This window comes from Gemella taiwanensis (assembly GCF_054054385.1).
Genome location: NZ_JBSMTL010000013.1, coordinates 17,386 through 37,042, shown reverse-complemented (window position 1 = coordinate 37,042; position 19,657 = coordinate 17,386). Strand labels below are relative to the sequence as shown.

Below are 19,657 nucleotides of genomic sequence, written 5' to 3'. Positions count from 1 at the left end.
AACGAAATGAGTAATTCAGATTCAGTATTTGCTATATCGTTATTATTGGTAGCATTTTTTCTTACGGTACTAATGCTACCAAGATTAATCAAATATTTACATGTTCTAAAATTTGGACAAGCAATTAGAGAAGAAGGTCCACAAAGTCATATGCATAAAAAAGGTACACCAACAATGGGAGGAATATCTTTTATAGTTTCAATAGTAATTTCACTTATTATTGCAATGATTTTGGATAGTGGAAATATTCAATATTATATTTTATTTATTTATACAACTATCTCATTTTCAATTATTGGTTATATAGATGATATGCTTATCGTAGTTAAGAAGAAAAATGATGGACTTGCTCCAAGAAAAAAATTAATGCTACAAATACTATTTTCTGTAATATTTTATATCTTAGTTTCATTTATTTATAAAGATATAAATTATATCCATATCCCAGGATTAGATTATAATCTTAATATTTCATATTTATATCTGATCTTTTTAGTATTTTGGCAAACAGGATTTTCTAATGCGGTTAATTTAACTGATGGATTAGATGGTCTAGCAACAAGTGTGACAATTATTACCACTAGTACATTTGCTTTATTAGCATACAAGGAAAATAATTTTCCTGTATTAGTTTTCTGTCTGACTATAGTTGGAGCACTTTTAGGATTTTTATTATTTAATAAAAATCCAGCAAAAATCTTTATGGGGGATACTGGATCTTTAGCTTTAGGTGGAATTTTAGCTGCGATTTCAGTAATCTTACATAAAGAGATAGCATTCTTATTTATAGGTTTAGTATATATACTTGAGACTTTATCTGTAATAATTCAGGTGGCTTACTTCAAAAAAACAGGAAAAAGAATTTTCAAAATGTCACCTTTACATCATCATTTCGAATTATCTGGGTATGGTGAAGTAAAAACTGTTTATATTTTTGTAATCATAGCTATGATATCATCTGCTATAGGTTACTTTATAGGGGTTATTTAAAATGATTAATTTAAAAGATAAAAAAATATTAGTGTTAGGATTTGCAAGAAGTGGTTATTCAACTGCAAAAATCTTAAACAAACTTGGATATGATGTTACTTTAAATGCATATGATGATTTAAGTACCGATGAAAAAGCAGCTGAGTTGAAGGATTTAGGAGTTAAAGTAATTGATGGAGGTCATCCATTAGAACTTTTAGAAAATATTGATTTAATAGTAAAAAATCCAGGAATTAAATATCAAATAGAATTTTTACAAAAAGCAATTGACAAGAAAATTGATATTATAACTGAGATTGAGTTAGCAAACACATTGTTTAACATTGATATGGTAGCTATTACTGGAACAAACGGTAAAACAACTACTACACAGATGACATTCGATATTCTGAAAGCCGCAAAAAAAGATGTGTTCTTAGCTGGTAATATTGGATATCCTTCAATTGAAATCGCATATAACCATCCAAATTCATTATTAGTTACTGAAGTTTCATCATTCCAATTACAAGGCACAAAATATTTCAAACCATCGATAGCTGTAATTACTAATCTTGGTGTTGGGCATTTAGATTATCATGGTAGTGTTGAAAATTATCGGGATGCTAAAAGAAATATTTATAAAAATCAAGATAGTAATGATATCTTAATTTTGAATATTAATGAAAAAGATAAATATGATATAGAAAAAATTAATTCTAAAGTGCTATTTTATGATACAAAAGAAAATATAGAAGCAGATATCTATGTAAGAGATAATATGGTTATTTTTGAGAGTGAGGAATTATTTGATATAACTAAACTCTCACTTCCAGGTATGCATAATGTGGAAAATGCAATTAATGCTGCTGTGATATCATTTATAAAAGGTGCTGATAAAGAATCTATTAAGAGTGTTCTTTATGCTTTTAGTGGAGTAAAACACAGATTACAGTTTGTAGGAGAGCATAAAGGAGTAAAATTTTATAATGATTCAAAAGCTACAAATCCAGTTGCAACAACTAGAGCACTATCAGGATTTGAAAAAAATATAATACTTGTTTGTGGTGGACAAGATAGAGGAATAGATTTCAAAGAATTAATTCCATATCTACCAAGAGTAAAATCTATGGTAGTAGTAGGTGAAAGTAAAGAGATATTATATAACTTAGCTATTGATAATAATGTTGATTGTCATAAAGCAATTAAAATTGATGATGCTACTATTCTAGCAAATTCACTTGCAGAGAATGGTGATACAATATTATTATCACCAGCATGTGCATCGTGGGATCAATATAAGTGTTTTGAAGATCGTGGAGATGAATTTATAGCAACATTTAAGAAGATTATTCAAGAGGATTAAAAAACTATGAACAAGAAGAATAGGAAGTTACTTGAAAAAATGAACAAAGATAATCGTCGTAGTTCATTAGAAAAAATTAAAAGAAAAAAAAGGCGTGAAGTATTTTATATAGTAACTTTATTTTTAATTGTAATAGGAGTATTTGTGCTTTTATTTAGTAGTTATTTAAAATTAAAAACAATTGAAGTTGAAGGTAACAATCAAATTACTAAAGAAGAAATACTCGAGGCAGGGAACATTAACAAAAATCTTCGAACATGGTCTATAAAAGATGATGAAATTCAAAATAATATAAAATCAAGATTTGATATATTTAAATCAGTAACAGTAAAATCTAAATTGCCTTCTTCTATAAAAGTGCAGGTAGAAGAGTATAGTTTTATTGCACAAAATAAAAAAGAAGATGGTAGTTTAGAAATAATAATGGAAAATGGGAAACCATATTCTGGAAAAATTAGAAACAATTATAGTTTACCTATTATAGAAAATTTCAATGATGATAGTAATAAACTTGAAGAAGTTTACAAAAACTTAAATAAACTTAAACAGGAAGTACGATTACAAATATCTGAGATAATTAGTGATGAAAATGATAGACTAATTATTTATATGAAAGATGGTCAAAAAATTAAAGCGTTAAGAGCCAGCTTTGCAGATAAGTTGAATTACTATGAAGAAATATCTAAATATATTGAAGATAAAAATAATACTACTTTAAACTTAATAAACGGTGCATATCTTGAAACCCCAAAAACAGAAAAAGTGAGAAACGATAGTATTAAGAAATTACTTGCAAGACAGGGATTAAATGATGATGAGAAATCAAATAAAGATAATGAAAGTGTAGAAAAAGAAGAAAAACTACAACAAAGTAATAAATCTGAAAATTCTACTACAAATAGTCAAAGTAATTCTTCTAACAAGAACAATAATAGCAAACAACAATCAACACGTAATAAGAAAAATGAATAGTTATAAAAGCATCCTAAATTTTGTATTTTGGATGCTTTTTTTATTGAAAAATTATATAAAAGAAAAAAACTTATTCGTTATATTACAAATTGAAAATATTTTAATAAAATTTAATTTTTTTTGATGTTTTTCATATTTTTTTTTCTAATTTTATGTTATAATTTAGTATGTGTAAATAAAATATGTGTGTATTTACAATTTTATTATAATAACAAAGTTTAAAAGGAAGGAGTGTTTGACTTGAGTTCACAATTGTATACTTCAATAGATCTAGGATCATCTAGTATAAAAGTGATAATAGCAGATGTAGTATATGAAAAATTGAATATACTCGGTGTTGGTGTTGTAAAAACAACAGCTATTAAACGAGGGAACATTATTGATGTAGAATCTGCCTCTAGAGATATTCAAAAAGCAATAGATATTGCGAAAAGTGAAGCTAATAAGGACATAAGATCATTATATGTAGCAGTTCCAAGTATACACACTCATATTAAAAAAAGTGTAGCGGAAATTAAATTTGATACAAAACACGATATTGATGGTAGAGATATCGAAGAAGTAATTGAAGAAGCAAAAATACTACCATTACCACGAGAAAGAGAAGTGGTACAAGTAATTCCAGATTACTATCGTCTTGATGATATTGAAAATATTAGAAAACCAAAAGGAATGACTGTTCATAATTCATTTGAGGTAACAGGAAATAGAGTTTTAACATCTAAAACTCATCTTCACACAATATATAAAAGTATTGAAAATCTAAGATTAGATTGTAACGAGACATTCTGTACATCTCATTCATTAGGTGAATTACTATTAAATGATGAAGAAAAAGATTATGGATCAGTAATTATTGATATTGGAGCAGGACTTACGACTGTGAGTTATTTTGAAGATGGAATCCTTCAATTATCACAATCAATTGAGTTAGCAGGTGAAGATATTACACGTACAATATCAGATGTTTTAAATGTCCCATTAAAACGTGCAGAAGAGATAAAAGTTACTCAAGGGCATGCTTTTTATGACTTAGCATCACCACAAGTAATTATTGACTTAGATAATTTAGAACCAGATGAAGAACCATATACACAAAAAGAATTAGCAGATTACATTGAAGAAATTGTAGAAGAGATTATTTTACGTTCATTCGATGTATTAAGAAAAGCTGGTATAAATAGAGTAAAAGGTAACGTTGTGTTAACAGGTGGAACAACACTTATGCCTGGTGTTCTAGACTTAGCAAAAGATATGCTAAGAAAAATGAATGTAAGAATTGGGTCGCCAAAAATCATAGGAGCTAATTCACCAGAATTATCTGTTGTTGTAGGTACATTAACAAGTAGTTACAAAATTGAATCATTGTTTGGATATCAAGTAACTGATGAAGTGCCGACAATAAAAAATACAAATTCAACATTTGAAAATGTTTCTGCAGTGGAAGAAATTACAGTAAATAATTCAAAAGTTGAAGCACCAGTGATAAGTGAAACTCATGAAGATGTTCATGAAGAAGAAACTTATTATGAAGAAGAGAAAAAAGAAGAAGAGAAAAACTTTTTCGATAAAATAACTAAAATGTATAATTCGTTTTTTGAATAATAATCAGGAGGAAATAAAGAATGTTTGAAGAATTTGATCAATCAGCAGTAATTAAAGTAGTAGGTGTTGGTGGCGGTGGTGGTAACGCCGTTGACCGAATGGTAGAAAGTGGAATTCAAAATGTTGAATTCATCGCAGTAAATACAGATGCTCAAGCTTTAAAACGCTCTAAAGCAGACGTAAGAATTCAAATCGGTGAAAAATTAACAAAAGGTCTTGGTGCAGGTGCTAACCCTGAAGTAGGGCGTAAAGCTGCTGAAGAAACTAAAGATAAAATTGAAGAAGCGCTAGAAGGAGCAGATATGGTATTCGTTACTTCTGGTATGGGTGGAGGAACTGGTACAGGTGCAGCTCCAATCGTAGCAGGTATTGCTAAAGAATTAGGTGCTTTAACTGTAGGTGTTGTTACTCGTCCATTCAACTTTGAAGGTAAAAAACGTCAAGTACAATCTACAGCTGGAATTAACTCACTTAAAGGTGCTGTAGATACACTTATCGTTATTCCTAACGATAGATTATTAGATATCGTAGATAAATCTACTCCAATGATGCAAGCTTTCGTTGAAGCTGATAATGTGTTACGTCAAGGGGTTCAAGGTATTTCTGATTTAATTAATGTTTCTGGTACAGTTAACCTTGACTTTGCTGATGTTAAAGCAATTATGGCTGACCAAGGTTCTGCATTAATGGGTATCGGGGTAGCTTCAGGTGAAAACAGAGCTATCGAAGCAGCTAAAAAAGCTATTTCATCTCCATTACTTGAAACATCAATCGTTGGAGCTAAAGGTGTGTTATTAAACATTACTGGTGGTCCATCATTAAGTTTATTTGAAGCTCAAGCGGCTGCAAGTATCGTTCAAGAAGCAAGTGATGACGAAGTGAACATGATCTTCGGAACAGTGTTTAACGAAGAATTAGAAAAAACTGATGAAATCATCGTTACAGTAATTGCTACTGGATTTGAAGAAGATGGAGTAAGTGTTGAAAGAGATATCTTAGCACAACGTCCAGCTCAACCAGAAGCTAGCTCATTCACAAGTGGTTACGGTAAAAACGAAGTAGAACAAGAAATGTACCCACGTCCAAGAAGAAGAACAAGAAGAGAAATCTAATAAAAAGAAAGAAAATCGGATAAATATCTGATTTTCTTTTTATATGCTTATGCTTCATTTTAGAAATATATATTTTATAATATTTAATTAAACATCCTGATAAAGTTGTTTTTTATCAGGATTTTTTTGAATTTTATTCTATTAAAATAAATTTTATATCAAAGTTGATTCCATGTTTTAAAGTGTTGTATATAAATGATTTATTAAGAGCTGTATTACAAAATTTTAGTAAATCATTTTCATCGTAATCAGCATATAGATAATATGTAATATTACAAAAATCTATTTTTGGTTCTTCATTGTATCCTTTAACACCGATTAGAGAAAGTGGATTTTTCAAATTTAGATGTATTTTTCCTTCAAGTTCTTCAATATCAATATTAAGTTGTTTGCTTTGTGATACAATACTATGGGCAATTCCACCTAAGATAGAAGCCGCAAAATAATTAATACTACTCGCATAATCAGCATTAATATCAAAACTAATTTCGCTAGATATATTTATACAATCATTATTAGTGTACATCTTAAATATATTACTAGATAAAATTCCTCTAAAAGTTAAATCATAATTTTTAGATTCATATAGATTACTCATATAGTTTCCTCAATGTATCTTTAGCTTCATTTAGGCGAGCTAATTTTTTATCAATTATCTCCATTGTACTTACCGGTCTATTTGCAAATGTAGCAAAACCACAGTCAGGATTTAACCAAATTCTTTCTTTAGGAATATATTGCATTACTTCTTCTACACGATTTAAGATATCTTCTAATGGTTCTATATCGTCTGTTCTTGGATTCATAACACCTAATCCTAGTATACAATTATCCCTTATTAAAGTACTACTGAATAATGAAGATATTTCTCCAGCACGAGGAGTAGAAAACTCTAATGTAAGTATATTAGGAAGAGTTTCTTCGAATAATGGAAGTAGAGGAGTATAAGGTCCAGTAAGTAGAATACTTTCATCACGACTCCAATTACCACGACATACATGAAGAGAAACTAATATTTCTTTTTCTTTAGCATAATCAATTACAGATTTAATTAATTTAGTAGCAAATTTTAATTCTTCAGTAGGATCTTTTTTCTCAGATAATGCTGCACACATAAAAGATCTTGTCTTACCTTCAGAAAATACCACTTCGGTTAGTACAGGTTCATCAAATTGAATAACATCTATGCCTATTTTTGATAATGAATCAATTTCTTCTTTTAATACTTTAATTATGTCTTCTCCTAGAGAATCTTTGCTATCGTAATATTGTTTTGATAGAGCAGGTAACCACATGGACCTAGTTATTAAATAAGGACCTGGTAATGTTGCTTTGATTTTCTTATTTGTTAATTTTTTTAGTTCAATCATTTCATCAGCTACCAGAGGTTTATTGTATTTTACTTTTCCAGTACAAATTGCGTTTTTTATACTAATTGCAGGAACGTCTAATATTTCTAGTATTTGTTCAAAACCTTGTTTGTCCTCAATATAATCAAACATATCAGCCATACTCATCATTGTAACACCGTCCAAACGTTCAGCAATAAATGAAACATAATTATCTCGATTTAGTTCACCGCTAGTGATTATATCAATATAATTATTTTCTTGAAGTTCAACTACATATTTTGTTTCTTCATCTAGAATTTCTTGATATGTTTTTAAGTCGATATTTCCTTTATTTAATTTTCGTTTTGCGGTCAATAGTTTTCTACTACGAGGCATACTGCCAAGAAGAGAAACTAAGAAAGATGAATTAGTCATAATTATTCACCATAAAACTCTTTAAAAAAATCTAGATATTCATTGGCTTCAGTAAGTTGTTTAAACCCAGAAGTACGACCAGATATCCATTCTTTTAATCCTTCCATATCCATCATCTCTTTGTGAGATGGATTATTGTAATCCATTTTGTGTAATACTTCTATAAATTTTTCAAAACGAGCTACGTCTAATTCTGGATGTCCTGAGAAGATACAGTGATCAAAGAAATCTGTTTTTGATAAAATTTTCACCTGATTATTATCTAGAGTTCCATCTGCAATCCAAGCATTATAGTTTAAATCTAACATCCAAGTAGCATCAACTTCATCATTTTTTAAAGCTATTGCTGAATCAAGTTCTCCACCGACATGGTCACCATGAAGTCCGACACCGATATCGAAACGTTTTTCAGTATAATCTTTACCAAATTCTAAACCAAGTTTGTGAAGATGGTTAATAGGAATTAATCTGGCTTGTGGTGAATCAATTGCACCGAAACCTATTGTTTTATTTCTTAAGTCTTGAATAGAGTTAATGTTGCTATTAGATTTTACTACTAAATAAGAACTGCGATCACGGTCGGTGTCACGCATAGAACCATTTAACGCATTTCCGTTAGTGCGTAGGTGAGTATCTAACCATGCTAAAGGAGAATTCCAAGCTATATCAATTTCTTTAGCTAATAAACCATCAACTTGACCTTTGTAATCTTTGTAATAAACTGGTTCAATAGGAAAGTCTTCATCCTCAAAAAATTTCGCAATAATTCCCCAAATTACAGTTACCTTTGGGTCATAGATTACAGCTCCAACTTTTAATTTTGACATAATAATATTCCTCTTTTCTTATTTGTATTTATTAAATAAAGGGGAGTGACTCAAAAATCGTGATTTCTTAAGAAACAAGATTTTGTCGAGTCACCCCTGCACAGTTTATTAGATATCTAAAAAGCTTTTATAAAGCGAATTTAGATATCAATAAACCACTGCGTACATTAGTTTCTATATGAACTTTGTTAAAATTTTATGACTTTTGGGTCAGCCACTTAAAAATTTGATTTTATTAGTAATTATTATGGTAATTGTTGCCCAGTAATTGCTTTTCCTAACCAAATTGTAAGTACGTCAACACTTGGTGCCATAATATGACTTGCGAAAGCATCTCTTAAGTAACGTTCCATATTTCCAACACGGTTATAAGCTTTACCACCACCAACACGCATACCAAGACGAGCTAATTCAATAGCAGCTTCACTAGCGAAAATTCTAGCTGATAAAATTTTTGCTAACATATCACTTTCTTTAGCTAAGAAACTACGAGCAGCTTCATTTGTTCCTAAAACAGCAGCATTTGTTTGACTGTAAATTTTTGCTAGATGAATTTGAACAGTTTCAATCTCACTTAATGATTTTCCATCAGGATATTTTCTATTAGTTGTATGAGCTACTGCTTCGTCTAAAATTGCTTCGCATAGTCCACTATAAACAGCGGCAAGGCCTGTAATGAAGTAAGTGGCAACAATTGTGAATACTTGATCAACACCCGAACCTGCTTCTCCGATGCGAAGTTCCTTATCTAATTCGACATCGTTAATAGCCATTTGACAGGATACATTACCACGCATACCTAAACCATGCCAAGTAGAAGATCTAAATTCTAGACCTTTAGAATCTAATGGGAATACCCAGTTATCAATTCCACCTTCAACATCAGAAGGAGTAAGTACTAAGTAGTAAGAAGCAAATTCAGCAGATGTTACCATACTTTTTAGTCCATTGAAAATCACTGAGTTATCTTTGAATTCAGTTTTAACATCAGAAATGTAGAAGTGAGTACCAGTACCTAATTCGCTGTAAGCAAGTGCCATAAATTTTTCATTTTCTACGATATCTTTACAGATTTTTGATTTAAGATTATCATCTGCATAAGATAATACACAATTTAATGCAACATTGTGCATCATATAGCATAAACCAACAGTAGCACTCGATTTAGCGAAAGCACGACAAGCATCAGCATGTTCTTGCATATCTTTACCTAATCCGCCAAGTTCTGTAGGAATCATAAGTTTAAAGTATCCAGCTTTTCCTAATTCTTTAAATACTTCCTCTGGAAATCTTTCTTGTTCATCAATTTCTTTAGCAATAGGGTCAATATATTTTTTTGCAAATTCCCTAGCTTCGTTATAAAATGTTGTCATAATAATGCCTCCTAATATTAATAGAATAGTGATTTCTACAAAAAATTATATAGCTAAAGTGAAAATCTGTAAATGCTTTAACTTTTGATATAATAATGATTATAATAAAATACTTTTTTAAAAATAAATTGAATTATTGTGAAAATTGGGGATATGAATTATAACCATTTTAACAAAAATATTATATTCTAGAATATAATATAAAATTTAACTAAATGATATCCGTTATCAATTAAGAGAAGTTAATTAGAAATATCTCTGAAATTTTTGAAAAATAATAATAAAATTTCAGAAAATTATTTACAAAATATAAATATTCTAGTATAATCATTACTTATATAGTTATAATATATTACAAGAAAGGATGAAGAGAATGACAGATTCTAAAATGGAAAGAAAATTACAGGCTCGTCATATCAGTATGATTGCCATAGGTGGATGTATAGGTACAGGATTATTTATGGCTAGTGGGGCAGTTGTAAGTAAAGCAGGTTCTTATGGAGCAGTTATTACTTATGCATTGATTGGAGTTATTATCTACTTTTTAATGGCTTCTATAGGAGAATTAGCAACGTTTTATCCCGTTTCTGGTTCATTTGGAGCTTATGCAACACGTTTTATTGATCCAGGTGTAGGTTTTGGTGTAGGTTGGTTATTCTGGATTCTGTGGATTTTAGTAGCAAGTGTTGATATTATCACGTTATCAAAGATACTACATTATTGGGAGTTCTTTAGACAATTTTCAACATTTTCAATTTGTATTGCATTTTTAGTATTATTGTATTTATTAAACTTAGTTAGTGTTAAAGTTTTCGGAGAAGTTGAATATTGGATAACAATAATAAAAGTAATGACTGTTGTTGCATTCTTATTGGTTGGTGCTGCAATTATTTTTGGAGTTACTGGAAATAGTGAAGCTGGTATTCATACATTCATCCAAAATGGAGAAAAAACAAGTAGTGCAGGAGCTTTAGGTTTATTTGGGGTATTATCTACAGCAGCATTTTCATTTGGAGGAACTGAGGTAGTAGCTGTTACAGCTGGTGAATCACCAAATCCAAAAGAAACAATGCCTAAAGCAGTAAAACAAGTGTTCTGGAGAATTTTAATATTCTACATAGCTACGATGATAATTATATCTTCAATAGTTTCAGCGAATGATCCAAGATTATTAGATACAAACAATGTAACTGCTTCACCATTTACAATTGTTTTCCAAAATATTGGATTAGAAATAGCAGCAGTAATTATGAATGCCGTAATCTTAACATCAGTATTATCGGCTGCAAACTCAGGTATGTATGTTTCAAGCAGACAATTATTCTCATTAAGTTCACATGATTACGGACCAAAAGTATTTAAGAAATTGAATAGTAATTCAATTCCTGTATTTGCTTTAACAGTATCTGCATTATTTATGGTTCTTTGTTTCATATTTGAAAAACTTAATCCAAGTGGATACTACATGTTATTATCAATGGTAGGAATTATAGTAATGATTATTTGGATGGTATCATTAGTTTCGCAAATTCGTCTACGTAAGGCGATTGCTAAACAAGGGAAAAAAGCTGAGGAAGTATTACCGTATACATCGAAAACTGGAGTTGTAGGTTCTTACATTGCATTACTATCATTTGCAACAATAATTTTACTTCAATTAGTTTCAGATTATGCAACTGGTGGTTTTGTAAAAATGTCATATAACTTAGTTTGTCCAGCGATTGGTGTACTAATGTATTTAACATTTAAAGTAGTTACAAAGAGAAAATTTGTAAAATTAGAAGAAATGGATATTCATCCATATAAAGAAAAATAATATTAATATTTACTCTCTCTATCTAAGGATTAAACAATGATAGAGAGAGTAATTTTTATGTGTTATATTTTTTATTGATTCGTAAAATGTGGTAAATGATTACGGTTTATGATAAAATTGTACATAAGAAACTTAATGGAGTTGATATTGTGAATATAGGAATTACGGGAAGTATTGCATGTGGGAAGAGTACAGTATCAAATTATCTAAGGGATAAAGGATATACAATAATTGATGCTGATAAATTAGGTCATACTGCACTAACTGATGATGAAGTGAGAGAAAAACTTGAGAAAAGTTTTGGTTTAAGGATTATTGAGAATAATGAGATAAGCCGTGAAAAACTAGGGGGATTAGTCTTTGGTAATGAGGAGAATTTAAAAATACTTAATAGTATTGTACATCCTTATATAAGAAAACAAATTTTACAATTACAAGAAATACATAGCGATGAACGACTAGTTTTTTTAGATATAGCACTCTTGTTTGAAGCTGGCTTTGAAGATTTAGTCGAAAAGATAATAGTAGTTCATGTAGATGAAAAAATACAATTAAATAGATTGATGAATCGAAATTCTCTTTCTTCTGAAGGGGCTATGAATAGAATAAAAAGTCAAATGAGCTCAAAAGATAAATCAGAGCTTGGAAACTATGTAATTAATAATAGTAACACTAAAGAAGAAACATATAGACAAATAGATTTGATATTAGACGAGTTAGAGAGAGGGGTCATAAAAAATGACGAATGTATTAGAAATTAGTAATTTAGGTGGAGGGTATAATCGAAGAAAAATAATAGATAATGTTAATATCCAAATACCTAAGGGAAGCATAACAGCATTAATAGGTCTTAATGGAGCTGGTAAGAGTACAACAATTAAACATATTTTAGGTTTACTAAGACCTATGGAAGGTGAAATAAAAGTTAATGGAATAACAATTACTAGAAATAATGAAAAATATAGAAAAAGTATCAGTTATATACCAGAATCACCCGTTTTATATGAAGAGCTAACTTTAGAAGAACATATAAATCTTACAGCAATGGCGTATGGATTAGATATGGAAGATACATGGAAAAGAGCTGAAAAATTATTAGATTTATTTAAATTGAAAGATAAGAAAAAGTTCTTTCCTATTCATTTTTCAAAAGGTATGAAGCAAAAAGTTATGATAATTTGTGCCTTTTTAGTAGAACCAAATTTATACATAATTGATGAACCTTTTTTAGGATTAGATCCTATTGCAATAAATGATTTAATTAACTTGATGTGCGAAAGAAGGGATACTGGAGCAAGTATTCTAATGTCTACGCATATTCTTGCAACAGCTGAGAAATACTGTGATAATTTTGTTATTATTCATGAAGGTAAAATTTTAGCAAATGGTAATTTAGAACAATTAAGAGCCGAATTTAATATGGCAGGTGCGTCTTTAGATGAAATATATCTATCATTAACAGTGCGAGGAAATAATGAGTAATATTGAAAATATTTTTTCTGACAGACGAAAGAAAGAACAAGAATTAAAGTTAACCTATAGTAAGTACATTTTTAATTCGCACCTTATAATGTTTCTTATTATAGTTTTAGGAGCAGTGCTTATAAATTATTCGAAATGGATTGCTATTGCAAGCAAAGTAGAATTATACTCAGTTTACACAGCAGCAACTGTTGTCTTTAGTTATTATTTAGTAAGTACAAAAATAAAAATATATATTAAAGAAGCGGATGCGGTATTTTTATTACCATTAGAAAAATATTATAGAAAAGTAGGATTAAAAACTGTAATAAACAGTACGGTAGTTCATATAATTACTGTTATAATCTTCTATTTCGCTACAAAGCCAATTACTAATCTTATTGGTAATATAGATAGATTAAGCATTATTATGTTATTAATAGTAATAATATGGAACAATTTATTAAAATATCTCCAAGTTATTCATTATAAAGAGATAATCTGGAGTAAATTATTACTGTTTATTGTAATCTTTATGCAGTTGTTAGTAGTATTTTTTGATGACATAGCTATTCGTATTATTTACTTAATTAGCATAATTGTATTAGCCGTATTTACTTACTATATTATGAAAAATGCTGGGAATAAAATAAATGCTAAAGATCAAGAAAAATATGTTGTGAATTGGAATCAAGCAGCAGATTATGACAAACATCGTATAGAAAGCTATTTGAAGTTTGTAAATATGTTTGTTGATGTTCCGTTAAGTGGTGTAAAAGTTGCTAGAAGAAAATATTTTGATATACTATTACCAAAATTAACAAAAGATAATTTCAAAAAAGAAAATAGTTTTAAATATTATTACTATAGAGTATTTTTAAGACAAGAAAATACAGTCTATCTAGCGTTAAGACTAATGCTCTTAGCCGTTCTAGTTATTTATAGTTTTAAAAATACATATGTTAGTGGTTTAGCAATAATATCATACAGTTATTTAACAATAATTCAGCTAGTTCCATTGTACAAGCAAATGAGTAATAATATATGGCATAGTATTTTACCAGTAAGTGAAGATATAAAAATAAAAAGCTATAAACAATTATTAACTAGTGTCATGATAGTAACTACATTATTATTAGGGGTAGTATCTATATTATTATCTAGTTTTAGCACAATGAATATCTTAGTAATAATTGGTTCAGTAGTTATAGCAAATATAATATCTAAAATATTTATTGGAAAAGTTAAGTAGAAGGACAGATTATGAAAAATATAGCAATAATAGGAGGAGACTTATCAGGAGTAAGTTGTGCTTACTTTCTTGATAAACTCTCAGGAGTAAACTCAAAAAAGTTTAATATTGATCTAATCGAGAAAGATTTAGAATTTGCAAATGACAGATTTGGAAAGTTTCAGTTTGGGCAAGAAATTTATGATAATGGATGGCACAATTCTATTAGTGAACAAGGAGTCTTGTTTTATTTAATGATAGAATTAGGATTACATAGATATTTAATCAAAAGTGGGATAACAAAAAAGGTATTTTTTACAAAAGAGGGAATTAAATACTTACCGGAAAAAATGCTTTATGGACTTCCACTTGATAAGAGAGAATTGTTGCTATCTGATTTATTTACACTTAAAGAAAAGTTATCTATTTTATATAATATGTATAATACTTTAGAAGATGAGTATATTAAAGAGTTAACAGTTGAAGAGTTTTTTAGAGCTATAGTTAATGAAAAAATCTACGTTAAACTAATAGAACCACTATTGACAAGTTACTATGCTAGTGATATTTCTAAACAAAGTATGGTAAGCTTGATGCCAGAATTATCATTTTTAACGATTCAAAAAGAAGATATTAATAAAGTACTTGAAGAGATGTATGATAGAAATGTTATTGATAATATTACTGTAGGAGCAGAATATCGCTTGAAATTTACATTGAAATCATTTATAGAAACTCTAGAATCGAATTTTTCAGACAAAGTATTTCTAGAACTAAATAGAAAAGTAGAAAAAATCGAAAAAAGAGGGGATAAATATTTAGTTCATTCAAATGGCAGTATTTATTACTATGACTATATAATACTAACATTGAATCAAAAAAATTTCCTACCGTGGTTTAATGATGACGAGAAGATAATTGAATTTTATTCTGATATGAAATATGTTTCTAATATAGTAGTTACGCTTATTTATAAGAGAGATGATTTACACATAAATCGTGAAATTGGAGAAATAATTTTCCCGAAAAATGAAAGTGAATATGTTACGAAGCTAGAATACGTAAGTAATAAATGGATTGACATAAAAATGAGCGGAATTCAAATAGTAAGAGCATATATAAGTAGAGAAGAAGCGGTAAAAAAACTTATTGATAAAAGCGATAGTGAAATTAAAGAAATTGTTGAAGAAGAACTAATTAAAGTTCATGGTGTAGTAGGAAATGTGAATAAGTACTATGTTAGTAAAATAAAAGATAACTACCGTTTTTGTTGTAAAAATTATAATAAAAACATTAATGAATTCAATGAGTATATGAAAAAAGAATATTCGAATGTTTTTATTATAGGTAAATCAAAAAAAGGAACAACTTTAGAAAATACAGTATTAGAAGCTAAAGAAATAGCAAAAGAAATATTAGAAAGAATATAAAGAAGGGACGTACAAAGTACGAGGTTAATTAAGATGAAATTTAATACTAATAAATTAGAAGGTGTAATTGTAACACCAATATTTGAAGATGAAAATTACAATAATGAACTTTTAGAATATACAAAAGGGAAAGAATTATTTAAAGGGAAACTGAATGAAATATTTGTGAATTTACCATATAATGGAGAAAAAGAAATATTAATAGGTTTAGGGAAACGTGATGAATTAAAAGAAGATCAAGTGCGTGAGGTATTTTTTAAACTAGTTAAAGTATTAGTAAAAAATAAAGAGTTTGAAGTTCAAGTTACATTACCAAAAGTAAAAAATATACCTACTAAGAATATAGTAAATGCAGCTGTAGAAGGAGCTTTACATGCAACTTATAAATTTGATAAGTATAAGTCTGATAGAAAAGACTTCCCAGAAATTACTATTAATTTAACTACTGAAGAACAATTAGAAAGTATAGAAGAAGTAGTTAGTGAAGCATGCGATATAATTGGCGGTGTATTTTTTGCTCGTGACTTAGTTAATGAAAGAGCAGAATATCTATACCCAGAAACACTTGCTAATATTGCTAGCAAGGAATTAACAGCTTTAGGTGTAGAAGTAGAAGTATACGATGAAAAACAATGTGAAGAATTAGGACTAAAAGGACTTTTAGCAGTAGGGCGTGCTTCTGATAAAAAACCAAGATTTATCGTTATGAAGTATTTAAATAACCCAGAAGAAAGTGAAGTAGTTGGTTTAGTTGGTAAAGGTGTGACTTATGATACAGGTGGTTATTCAATTAAACAAACGGCAAATAGTATGGATATTATGCACTGTGACATGGGTGGAGCAGGGACAGTAATTGGAACTATGAAACTAATTGCTACGAGAAAATTAAAAACGAATGTTATTGCTATTGTAGGAGCTTGTGAAAATATGATTTCAGGTGGATCATATAAACCTGGTGATGTTATTTCTACTCTATCAGGAAAAACAGTAGAAGTAGCTAATACAGATGCTGAAGGACGTATTACTCTTGCTGATTCAGTATATTATGCAACTGAAAAACTTAAAGTAAATAAAGTTATAGATTTAGCAACACTTACTGGTGCATGTTTAGTTGCGTTAGCAGAATTCTACACAGGAGCAGTAACGAACAACCAAGAATTTTATAACGAACTAAATAAAGCTGCGAAAGAAGCTGGAGAAAGAGTATGGCAAATGCCAGCTGATGATAGCTTCAGAGAATTAAATAAATCTTCTGTAGCTGATGTTAAAAACACAGGTGGAAGACTTGGAGGAACAATAACTGCAGGATTATTCATAGAAAACTTCGTAGCGAATAATGTTCCATGGATTCACTTAGATATAGCGGGAACAGCATATTTATCAAAAGCGGAAAAATACCTTCCAAAAGGTGCTACAGGAGTACATGTTAAAACATTGTATAACTTATTAAATAAATAAGATATTAAAAGTTCAAGGGTATAACATATTATATTCTTGAGCTTTTTTATATAATATTGTGAATTTGTTGGTAATTATATTAAGATTTTGCAAATAATTCGCAAATGTAAAAAGAGATATTTCAACAGTAATTGACATTGATAATTATTATTGATAAAATAAATATAAGTAGAAAAGTAAGGAGGGTACAATGATAAAGTTAAATCCATTAACGCTGGTAATATTAAACATTTTATTTCCAGTAGTTATCTTTTTAGGGAAAGGTATAATTTATGAAACTATTTGTCTATTGATTGCAATTGTAATTTTATCTATATACAAACGCTATTTACAAATATTAAAATTTATAATTTGGTATATATCTTTTTCAATACTAGCATATTTAATATCAATTAGTAATATAATTTGGATTGCAGATTTATTTGGAACATTAGTTTACATTATCCTCAGAATGACACCGGTTATGATGATTGCTTATATTTTAGTAAAAGACATAAAAAGTAATGAATTATTATCTGCATTTGAACAAATTCATTTACCCAAAAAAATTATGTTAAGTATTACAGTAGCTTTAAGATTTTTCCCAACATATAAATTGGAAATTAGAATGATTAGAGAGTCATTAAAGATGAGAAATATTAATTTAAAAATTACAGAACCTCTAAAATTTTTAGAGTATTGGCTAGTTCCAGTTTTAATGAGGATGAATCTTATTGCTGAAGAAATGACAGCAACAGCTATGACAAAAGGGGTAGAGTCACCAATGAGAAGGACATCATTTTATAATGTGAGAATGAGAATAATTGATTATATTTTCTTAATTATTGTCTTTATAATTTTTGTATTTCTATTAATAGGGGGCATTAAATAATGTTAGAATTTAGAAAAGTGTCTTTTACTTATAAGAATTCAGAAGAGAAGGTGTTAAATAATGTGAGTTTTAAAATTAATGAGGGTGAGTGTGTTTTATTAACAGGAATATCTGGAAGTGGGAAGTCAACTATTGTTCATTTAATGAATGGGCTTATACCAGCATTATATGAAGGAGAATTAACTGGGAAAATATATTATAATAACACTTCTTTAGAAAGTATAAAAACATATGATATAGCAAAAGATATTGGTTATGTTAGCCAAGATCCAAGAGGACATTTTTTTACTACAAACACAACGAGTGAACTTGTATTTGCTATGGAAAATTTTGGAATTTCTCTAGATGAAATGAAAAAAAGGTATAATGCAGTTGTTGAATTATTAGAACTGGAAGAAATTGTTGATAAGAATATTTTGTATATTTCTAGTGGGGAGCGTCAAAAAATAGCGATTGGGTGTAGTTTAACATTAATACCGAGAGTAATAATATTAGATGAACCATCATCTAACTTAGATTTTCGCATGACAAAGAAATTAACAATATTAATTGAAAAACTGAAAAATAAAGGTTATACAATAATTATTGCAGAGCATAGAATACATTATATTCAAAAATTAATAGATAAGGTTTTAATTGTAAATAAAGGTATGATTAAGGAAATAACAGTTGATGATTTGAAAATCACCACTGATTTTCCTTTAAGAACTCTAGATGTATTTAATTTACAGCTAGAAAATATTAGCTCAAAAAATAATGACTTACTACTGCAGATTGATAATGTAAGTTATGGAGATATATTAATGCAAATTTCAACACCTATAAATAAAGGTGATGTGATCGGTTTGATTGGAAGAAATGGTGCAGGGAAAACAACATTATTAAGGATGCTTACCAATATAATAAATCCAACTAAAGGAAAAATTTTAGGAAATGTTAAACCCTTTTTAGTGATGCAAGATATGGATTATCAATTTTTTACAGAATCAGTTTTAAGTGAAATACGTTTTGGAAACGAAGGAGTTGAGGATGATAAAATTAATAATCTATTAGAAGAATTGGGATTAAATAAATTTAAAGATAAAATTCCTTTTGAATTGTCAGGAGGTCAAAAACAAAGGTTACTCATTTCTATAGCTGCAATATCTAATGTAAATTTATTGATGTTTGATGAACCAACAAGTGGTCTAGATTATATAAATATGGAAAAGGTTAGTAGTGTGTTAAAAAATATATCCAAAGAAAATGCTCTAATAATAGCTACACATGATATAGAGTTTTTATATAAAACATGCAATAGAATAATATACTTAGATAATAAGACGATAAAAAAAGATTTTTATTTAGATAATGAAAGTAAATCAGAAGTTCAGAATATTTTTATAAATATGGAGGGATAAAAA

General features: G+C 28.7%; 17 protein-coding genes. 13 read left to right on the top strand and 4 right to left on the bottom strand.

Going from position 1 to position 19,657, the window contains the following annotated elements; translation table 11 throughout:
* Nucleotides 1–6: 6 nt before the first annotated feature.
* The 5 genes from mraY to ftsZ all read left to right on the top strand — a co-directional run bounded on the left by mraY (nucleotide 7) and on the right by ftsZ (nucleotide 6,021).
* Nucleotides 7–990, top strand: coding sequence for a phospho-N-acetylmuramoyl-pentapeptide-transferase (gene mraY / locus ACWOA3_RS07930; RefSeq protein ID WP_456885196.1), 984 nt, complete (start codon nucleotides 7–9; stop codon nucleotides 988–990).
* A gap of 1 nt (nucleotide 991) precedes the next feature.
* The gene (gene murD, locus ACWOA3_RS07925) at nucleotides 992–2,332 is read left to right on the top strand and encodes a UDP-N-acetylmuramoyl-L-alanine--D-glutamate ligase (RefSeq protein ID WP_456885193.1); all 1,341 of its coding nucleotides are present in this window, start codon (nucleotides 992–994) and stop codon (nucleotides 2,330–2,332) included.
* Between the two features lie 6 nt (nucleotides 2,333–2,338).
* Nucleotides 2,339–3,304, top strand: a complete 966-nt coding sequence (locus tag ACWOA3_RS07920; RefSeq protein ID WP_456885190.1) for a cell division protein FtsQ/DivIB — start codon at nucleotides 2,339–2,341, stop codon at nucleotides 3,302–3,304.
* Between the two features lie 231 nt (nucleotides 3,305–3,535).
* On the top strand, nucleotides 3,536–4,909 hold the full coding sequence (ftsA, locus tag ACWOA3_RS07915) for a cell division protein FtsA (protein WP_271966142.1): 1,374 nt from the start codon (nucleotides 3,536–3,538) through the stop codon (nucleotides 4,907–4,909).
* Between the two features lie 20 nt (nucleotides 4,910–4,929).
* Nucleotides 4,930–6,021 carry a cell division protein FtsZ gene (ftsZ, locus tag ACWOA3_RS07910; RefSeq protein WP_003143912.1) on the top strand — a complete coding sequence of 364 codons (1,092 nt, stop codon included), beginning with the start codon at nucleotides 4,930–4,932 and terminating at the stop codon, nucleotides 6,019–6,021.
* 133 nt (nucleotides 6,022–6,154) lie between these two features.
* Here the strand turns inward: ftsZ and ACWOA3_RS07905 are convergent, their stop codons facing one another.
* The 4 genes from ACWOA3_RS07905 to ACWOA3_RS07890 form a co-directional block, all read right to left on the bottom strand.
* Nucleotides 6,155–6,619, bottom strand: a complete 465-nt coding sequence (locus ACWOA3_RS07905) for an OsmC family protein (protein ID WP_456885188.1) — start codon at nucleotides 6,617–6,619, stop codon at nucleotides 6,155–6,157.
* A complete protein-coding gene (locus ACWOA3_RS07900; protein WP_456885186.1) occupies nucleotides 6,612–7,787 on the bottom strand; it encodes a cobalamin-independent methionine synthase II family protein in 1,176 nt (391 codons plus the stop codon). The genes ACWOA3_RS07905 and ACWOA3_RS07900 overlap by 8 nt, the downstream gene beginning before the upstream one ends.
* Nucleotides 7,788–7,789: 2 nt before the next feature.
* Nucleotides 7,790–8,614 carry a phosphate/phosphite/phosphonate ABC transporter substrate-binding protein gene (locus tag ACWOA3_RS07895; RefSeq protein WP_456885183.1) on the bottom strand — a complete coding sequence of 275 codons (825 nt, stop codon included), beginning with the start codon at nucleotides 8,612–8,614 and terminating at the stop codon, nucleotides 7,790–7,792.
* 245 nt (nucleotides 8,615–8,859) lie between these two features.
* Nucleotides 8,860–9,987, bottom strand: a complete 1,128-nt coding sequence (locus ACWOA3_RS07890; protein WP_456885182.1) for an acyl-CoA dehydrogenase family protein — start codon at nucleotides 9,985–9,987, stop codon at nucleotides 8,860–8,862.
* Between the two features lie 373 nt (nucleotides 9,988–10,360).
* Between ACWOA3_RS07890 and ACWOA3_RS07885 the strand changes: the two genes are divergently transcribed.
* The 8 genes from ACWOA3_RS07885 to ACWOA3_RS07850 all read left to right on the top strand — a co-directional run bounded on the left by ACWOA3_RS07885 (nucleotide 10,361) and on the right by ACWOA3_RS07850 (nucleotide 19,654).
* The gene (locus ACWOA3_RS07885) at nucleotides 10,361–11,803 is read left to right on the top strand and encodes an amino acid permease (protein WP_456885180.1); all 1,443 of its coding nucleotides are present in this window, start codon (nucleotides 10,361–10,363) and stop codon (nucleotides 11,801–11,803) included.
* A 95-nt stretch (nucleotides 11,804–11,898) separates the two neighbouring features.
* Nucleotides 11,899–12,564, top strand: a complete 666-nt coding sequence (gene coaE, locus ACWOA3_RS07880) for a dephospho-CoA kinase (RefSeq protein ID WP_456885179.1) — start codon at nucleotides 11,899–11,901, stop codon at nucleotides 12,562–12,564.
* Nucleotides 12,542–13,285, top strand: a complete 744-nt coding sequence (locus ACWOA3_RS07875) for an ABC transporter ATP-binding protein (RefSeq protein ID WP_456885177.1) — start codon at nucleotides 12,542–12,544, stop codon at nucleotides 13,283–13,285. The genes coaE and ACWOA3_RS07875 overlap by 23 nt, the downstream gene beginning before the upstream one ends.
* A complete protein-coding gene (locus ACWOA3_RS07870) occupies nucleotides 13,278–14,516 on the top strand; it encodes an ABC transporter permease (protein WP_456885175.1) in 1,239 nt (412 codons plus the stop codon). The genes ACWOA3_RS07875 and ACWOA3_RS07870 overlap by 8 nt, the downstream gene beginning before the upstream one ends.
* An 11-nt stretch (nucleotides 14,517–14,527) precedes the next feature.
* Entirely contained in the window at nucleotides 14,528–15,925 is a 1,398-nt protein-coding gene (hemG, locus tag ACWOA3_RS07865) for a protoporphyrinogen oxidase (protein WP_456885173.1), read from the top strand.
* A 33-nt stretch (nucleotides 15,926–15,958) separates the two neighbouring features.
* Entirely contained in the window at nucleotides 15,959–17,383 is a 1,425-nt protein-coding gene (locus tag ACWOA3_RS07860; RefSeq protein ID WP_456885171.1) for a leucyl aminopeptidase, read from the top strand.
* Nucleotides 17,384–17,573: 190 nt separating this feature from the next.
* Nucleotides 17,574–18,254: an energy-coupling factor transporter transmembrane component T gene (locus ACWOA3_RS07855; protein ID WP_456885169.1), complete on the top strand. Its 681-nt coding sequence runs from the start codon at nucleotides 17,574–17,576 to the stop codon at nucleotides 18,252–18,254.
* A complete protein-coding gene (locus ACWOA3_RS07850; protein ID WP_456885167.1) occupies nucleotides 18,254–19,654 on the top strand; it encodes an ABC transporter ATP-binding protein in 1,401 nt (466 codons plus the stop codon). The genes ACWOA3_RS07855 and ACWOA3_RS07850 overlap by 1 nt, the downstream gene beginning before the upstream one ends.
* Nucleotides 19,655–19,657 lie beyond the last annotated feature (3 nt).